The following is a 5,275-nucleotide window of genomic DNA, read 5'->3' on the forward strand; positions in this document are numbered from 1 at the left end:
AGCCCCCACGAGCCGATGAACAGCGCCGTGACGACGATGAGCCCGTCGAGCAGCGCGGTGAACCGCGACAGCTGCTCGGAGCGGCCCGGGATGAGCAGCAGCCCGGCGCCGGCCGCCAGCGGGAAGAGGATGAAGCCGATGTCGGCCAGGGACGGGAAGAGCACCTCGGCGTGCCGGATCAGCTCGTTGTGCGACCAGTACGCGTTGCCCGTACCCCAGGACAGGCATGCGAGCGCGAGCAGCGCCCACCCGGCACGCGCGTGGCCGGCGCCTCGCCGCGCCGCGATCGCGCAGCTCACGGCACCACCGAGGGCGAGCAGCGTGCTCGCCAGCAGGGCGAACACCGCCGCCGGGGCGCCGCTCAGCAGGGCGACGGGCGCACCGGGCAGCAGGCAGAGGGCGACCGCCCCCGCCGGACCCGTCACTCCTCGTCGCACCGGGCTCTGATCGGCGGTGGGCAACGCCACCTGAGCGAATCGCCCGGGTAAGGGTAGCCTTACCCGACGATCGGGCGACGAGGACAGGACGTGGTGTCATGGCGGACAGGCGGGCGCGAGCGGCGACCACCGGGGTGGTCACGCGGGTCGAGCAGCTCACGCCGCACATGGTCCGGGTGGTGGTCGGCGGCGCCGGCCTGGCCGGTCTGGCCTGCGGCGAGTTCACCGACCACTACGTGAAGGTGCTGTTTCCCCAGCTGGGGGTGACGTATCCGGATCCGTTCGACATGGGTGCGATCCGCGAGTCGATGCCGCGGGACCAGTGGCCGGTCGTGCGGACGTACACGATCCGCAAGTGGGTGCCGGAGGCGCCCGAGCTGTGGATCGACTTCGTGGTGCACGGCGACGCCGGGATCGCCGGCCCGTGGGCGGCCGCGGCCCAGCCCGGTGACGTGTTCCGGTTCATCGGTCCGGGCGGCGGGTACGTGCCGGATCCGGCGGCGGACTGGCACCTGGTGGCCGGTGACGAGAGCGCGCTGCCGGCGATCGGCGCCGCCCTCGAGGGCATGCCGGCGGGCGCCCGGGTGCACGCTTTCATCGAGGTCGAGAGCCCGGCCGAGGAGCAGAAGCTGGAGACCGCTGCGGACGCGGAGGTCACCTGGCTGCACCGCGGCGATCGCCGGGTGGGTGAGGCGCTGGTCGCGGCCGTGCGGAGCCTGGAGTTCCCCGAGGGGCGGCTGCACGCGTTCGTGCACGGCGAGGCGGCCTTCGTGAAGGATCTGCGCGGCTACCTCCGGGTCGACCGCAAGATCCCGCTCGATCAGCTGTCCATCTCGGGGTACTGGCGGCGCGGTCTGAGCGAGGACGGCTGGCAGTCGAGCAAGCGGGAGTGGAACCAGCAGGTCGAGCAGGAGCAGGAGCAGGCACGGGCGTAGCCGGGCCGGCTCTCACCTGATCAGGGCGGGCAGGGCGAAGAGCATGATCGTCGACCAGGTGACGTGGGTCAGGATCGGGGCCAGCACGCCGCCGGTCGTTCGCCGCTGCAGGCCGAGCACCAGGCCGAGCAGGGCCGCCGCGAAGACCAGCATCGCGTTGAGGGTGACGATCGTGGCGGCGGCGTAGACGACGGTCGAGATCAGCACCGCGTGCCTGCGGCCGATCGCGGCGAAGAGGGCCCCGCGGAAGAACAGCTCCTCGGCCACGCCGTTGAGCAGTGCGACCGCGAGGATCGCCCAGGTCTCGCCGTATCGGGCGTGGGCGAGAACGTCGTTCACCGAGTCGCGCAGCGGCCCGATCTCGCGGACCACCAGGGAGCCGACGACGAAGACGCCGCCGGTGACCAGGCCGGTGATCAGCGGGGTGATGATCGGGCGGCGCAGGCCGCCGCGGAACTGCATCCATCCCAGGTGCAGCGGGCCGGAGAGCAGCGCGCCGATCACCCAGGTCAGGGCGACGGCCAGGGTGAGGGGGTAGAAGGCGGGGTCGCCCGGGCGGATGGAGAGCGAGATCCCGAGCAGGACGGCGCCGACCGTCAGGACGACGGCGACCACCCAGCGGCGCCGGAGGAACTCATGGTCCGGCTGCTGGTGGTCGCGGTCGACCCGGTCGATCAGCGACGGCGCCAGGATGGCGCGCATCCATGGCGGCACACCTCATCCTCTACCCAGGGCGGGCGGGAGCACGCCCTGGGCGGAAGAAGAGGTCAGGCCCAGAAGACGTAGATCGCGCCGTAGGGGACAGCGACCTTCTGTCCCTCGGTGCAGGGGGCGGTGGGTGCGACGCCGCCCGACGTCGCCAGGCGCTGGATGTGCGTGGTCTTCGACAGCGGGCCCGTACCCGTCGCTGTGTCGACCTTCAGCAGCAGCCACGGGATCGTGCCGGCCTTGTCAACGCCGTCCACCCTCTTGGCGGTGACCTTCGACTCGGACCGGTCGAAGGGCGCCTTCGCCTGCCAGCTCGGGCCGCCGAAGTGGTGCACGAAACCGAGCGTGCCGACGAGCGTCGCCTCCGGGACCGACGCCGTGCCGACGTACGTGCCGGCGGCGGTGCAGGTGTAGGTCTGGGTGCCCGAGCTGACGATCTCCGCGCCGATCAGCTTCGAACCGGCCGGCGGCCTGATGTTGGCCGGGATGAGGGACTCGGCGGGCCGCCGCACGTTCTGGACGCCGGCGGCGGCCAGTCTCCCGGACTCCGCGCCCGCGGCGTTGCTCGAGGTCTCGGCGGCCGACGCGTTGACGGTGACCGCGCCGAGGGCGGCGACCACGGCTGCGCCGCCGATCGCGGCCAGGGCGCGGACGTGAGTGCGCTTGGACATGCTTGTACTCCTCCGTTTGGTGAATCCGCACGGTGGTACGAGCTGCCGTCCACACCGGATCAACGGCGGTGAGTGAATATTTCTTTGCTCATTACGATGTTAATGGTCAGTAAGTTTCGATCCGGAAATTCAATGCCGACGATGCCGGAATCGGTCCGGCCGACGATTGCGTCGCGACATCAGCAGTGCTATCAAGGCGGTGCCGCCGATCAATCCGGCCACCGGGAGCACCAGCCCGTAGGGCGCCGGTGCGGAGGACGACTGCGGCCGCGCCACGAACGGTCGTTGCTCGGCCGGCGGCGCGGGCGCCACTGTGGACGGTGCTGTGGAGGACTTCGGCCGCGGGCCGTCCGTGCCGATGACGCCGAGGATCCAGGACGCCACGGTGTCGACCCGGCCGCTGCGGTCGGCACCCGTGTGTGGGCAGGTCGGACCGCCGCTGACCACGCCGAACACCACCACGTCGCCGTTTTTCGCCGTGCTGAAATACGGGCCGCCGGAGTCGTGCGGGCACGGGCTGGTGTCCGACCGTGGCGACCGGCCGGACATGCCCAGCAGCGTCCTGCTCACCGAGGTGACGGTGAACTGGCCGACCTGCATGCGGGTGGGGGACCTGCTGTCGTCGCCGTCGGTCAGGCCGTAACCGGTGAGCCGTACGGTCTGCCCGACTTTCGGCTTCGACCGGTTCAAGCGCATGGGCGTGATGTCGGTGACGGGCTTGCTCAATTTGGCGAGCGCGACGTCCGTGGTTTTCGCCTGCTTTACCGACACGACGGTCAGAACGTGCCCTTCCGTGCCCCTCAGATCTGCCCGTCCGATCGTGGCGGTGGTCTTTCGCGCCACCGGTTTCGACACTCGTCTTCCTTGAACGTCTTTGAAACAGTGGCCGGCGGTCAGGACCCATTGCGGCGCGATGAGTCCGCCGGAGCATGAGCTGTCGCGGCGGCCACCGCCGGGAGTGGGCAGATCGGTCATCGTCAGCTTGACCGAGAACGGGTACGCGCCGTCGTCCGCGGCTTCACCGTGAGCGATTGCCTGAGCGGGATTCGCGCCGCCGACCACTGCCAGTAAGCAGGCGGCCAACGAGAGTGGTACCGCTCCCTTGCGTCGCACCCGGGAATAGTGACCGATGGGTGCAACAAATTGCCACCCAGGTTCGTCGGGTAATCAGCCGGAAACGGCCGTGCCGCTCAGCACGCCCAGCATCGTCGCCACCGTCGTGGCCATCGCCGACCGGGCGGGCTTCAGGTACTTCCGCGGGTCGACCAGGTCGGCGTCGCCGCTCAGCACCTCGCGGACCGCCACCGTGAACGCGGTGTTGAGAGCCGTACCAATGTTGATCTTCGCCATGCCGGCCCGGATCGCGCCGGCCAGCTCGTCGTCCGGCACGCCCGATGACCCGTGCAGCACCAGCGGCACCGGCACCGCGGCGTGCAGCCGGGCGATCAGCTCGTGGTCCAGCTTGGCGGTGCGGGTATGCATCGCGTGGGACGATCCGACCGCCACGGCGAGCGCGTCGACGCCGGTGTCCGCGACGAAGGCCGCCGCCTCGTCCGGGTCGGTACGCACCCCGGGCGCGTGCGCGCCGTCCTTGCCGCCGACCTCGCCCAGCTCGCTCTCCACCCACAGCCCCCGCGCCCGCAGTCGCCGCACCGCGTCCCGGGTGGCCGCCACGTTCTCGGCATAGGTCAGCTTCGAGCCGTCGTACATCGCCGAGCCGAAACCGTTGTCCGCCGCCTGGTCGAGCAGCTCGTCGTCCTCGACGTGGTCGAGGTGCAGGCCGACCGCGACGGCCGACGATGCGGCGACGGCCCGGGCGGCGGCCGCGATCGGCGCCAGCCGCCCGCCGTGGAACTTCACCGCGTTCTGGCTGATCTGCAAGATGACCGGGCGGCCGGCGGACTCGGCGCCGGTGACGATGGCCTCGGCGTGCTCGACGGTGATGACGTTGAAGGCGCCCGCCGCCTCGCCGGCGGCCTGCGCCGCGGCGACGATCTCGCCGGTGGGGGTGAGCATGGGCGGTGCCTCCTAGATCTGAGGGGTGGCGGACCAGCGCCGATAGGCGTCGCGGTCGAAAGAGCCGGCGGTAGGTGCGGCGACGGCCGCGGCGGACAGTGCGGCGGCATCGGCCAGCAGCTCCGCCCAGGGGGTACGCGAGGCCAGCCCGCGGGCCAGGGCGGCAACGCAGGCGTCCCCGGCGCCGGTCGGGTTGCCGCTCACCGTCTCCGGCGGCGGCACCTCCCACACGCCGTCGGGCGTGACCGCCAGCAGCCCGCGCTCGCCGCGGGAGAGCACGACCGCTCGCGCCCCCAGCCGCAGGAGCCGGTCGGCGCCGGCGCGCTCGTCGAGCTCCGCCTCGCCGTGCACGTCCGTCAGCTCGGTCGCGTTGGGCTTGACCAGATCGGGGCGCGCGGCCAGCCCGAGTCGGAGCGGGTCGCCGCTGGTGTCCAGGACGGCCGGCACGCGCGCGTCGGCGGCGGCTGCGATCAGCGTCGCGTACCCCTCGACCGGCACACCGGGCGGC

Annotated in this window: 6 protein-coding genes and 1 pseudogene; 1 reads left to right on the forward strand and 6 read right to left on the reverse strand. The window is 71.7% G+C overall.

Annotated elements, in window-relative coordinates; all coding sequences use genetic code 11:
- Positions 1-425: pseudogene (locus tag AB0M20_RS25970) on the reverse strand (hypothetical protein); the annotation flags it as partial.
- Between the two features lie 110 nt (positions 426-535).
- Between AB0M20_RS25970 and AB0M20_RS25975 the strand changes: the two are divergent.
- Positions 536-1,372 carry a siderophore-interacting protein gene (locus tag AB0M20_RS25975; RefSeq protein ID WP_364302437.1) on the forward strand — a complete coding sequence of 279 codons (837 nt, stop codon included), beginning with the start codon at positions 536-538 and terminating at the stop codon, positions 1,370-1,372.
- 12 nt (positions 1,373-1,384) lie between these two features.
- On the opposite strand, the gene AB0M20_RS25980 is transcribed toward AB0M20_RS25975, so the two are convergent.
- The 5 genes from AB0M20_RS25980 to AB0M20_RS26000 form a co-directional block, all read right to left on the reverse strand.
- Entirely contained in the window at positions 1,385-2,074 is a 690-nt protein-coding gene (locus AB0M20_RS25980; RefSeq protein WP_364302439.1) for a type II CAAX endopeptidase family protein, read from the reverse strand.
- Positions 2,075-2,139: 65 nt separating this feature from the next.
- Positions 2,140-2,751, reverse strand: a complete 612-nt coding sequence (locus AB0M20_RS25985) for a DUF3455 domain-containing protein (protein WP_364302441.1) — start codon at positions 2,749-2,751, stop codon at positions 2,140-2,142.
- A gap of 129 nt (positions 2,752-2,880) precedes the next feature.
- Positions 2,881-3,864, reverse strand: a complete 984-nt coding sequence (locus AB0M20_RS25990; protein WP_364302444.1) for a trypsin-like serine protease — start codon at positions 3,862-3,864, stop codon at positions 2,881-2,883.
- Between the two features lie 54 nt (positions 3,865-3,918).
- On the reverse strand, positions 3,919-4,767 hold the full coding sequence (locus AB0M20_RS25995) for a class II fructose-bisphosphate aldolase (RefSeq protein ID WP_364302446.1): 849 nt from the start codon (positions 4,765-4,767) through the stop codon (positions 3,919-3,921).
- A 12-nt stretch (positions 4,768-4,779) separates the two neighbouring features.
- Positions 4,780-5,275 (reverse strand): PfkB family carbohydrate kinase (locus tag AB0M20_RS26000; RefSeq protein WP_364302448.1); only part of this gene is annotated, 496 nt, incomplete at its 5' end.

This window comes from Actinoplanes sp. NPDC051633 (assembly GCF_040681735.1).
GTDB lineage: Bacteria > Actinomycetota > Actinomycetes > Mycobacteriales > Micromonosporaceae > Actinoplanes.

What these genes read in the sequence shown, in the direction of transcription:
- AB0M20_RS25975 (WP_364302437.1), top strand. Translation starts at nt 536, where the DNA reads ATGGCGGACAGGCGGGCGCGAGCGGCGACCACCGGGGTGGTCACGCGG.
- AB0M20_RS25980 (WP_364302439.1), bottom strand. Translation starts at nt 2,074, where the DNA reads ATGCGCGCCATCCTGGCGCCGTCGCTGATCGACCGGGTCGACCGCGAC.
- AB0M20_RS25985 (WP_364302441.1), bottom strand. Translation starts at nt 2,751, where the DNA reads ATGTCCAAGCGCACTCACGTCCGCGCCCTGGCCGCGATCGGCGGCGCA.
- AB0M20_RS25995 (WP_364302446.1), bottom strand. Translation starts at nt 4,767, where the DNA reads ATGCTCACCCCCACCGGCGAGATCGTCGCCGCGGCGCAGGCCGCCGGC.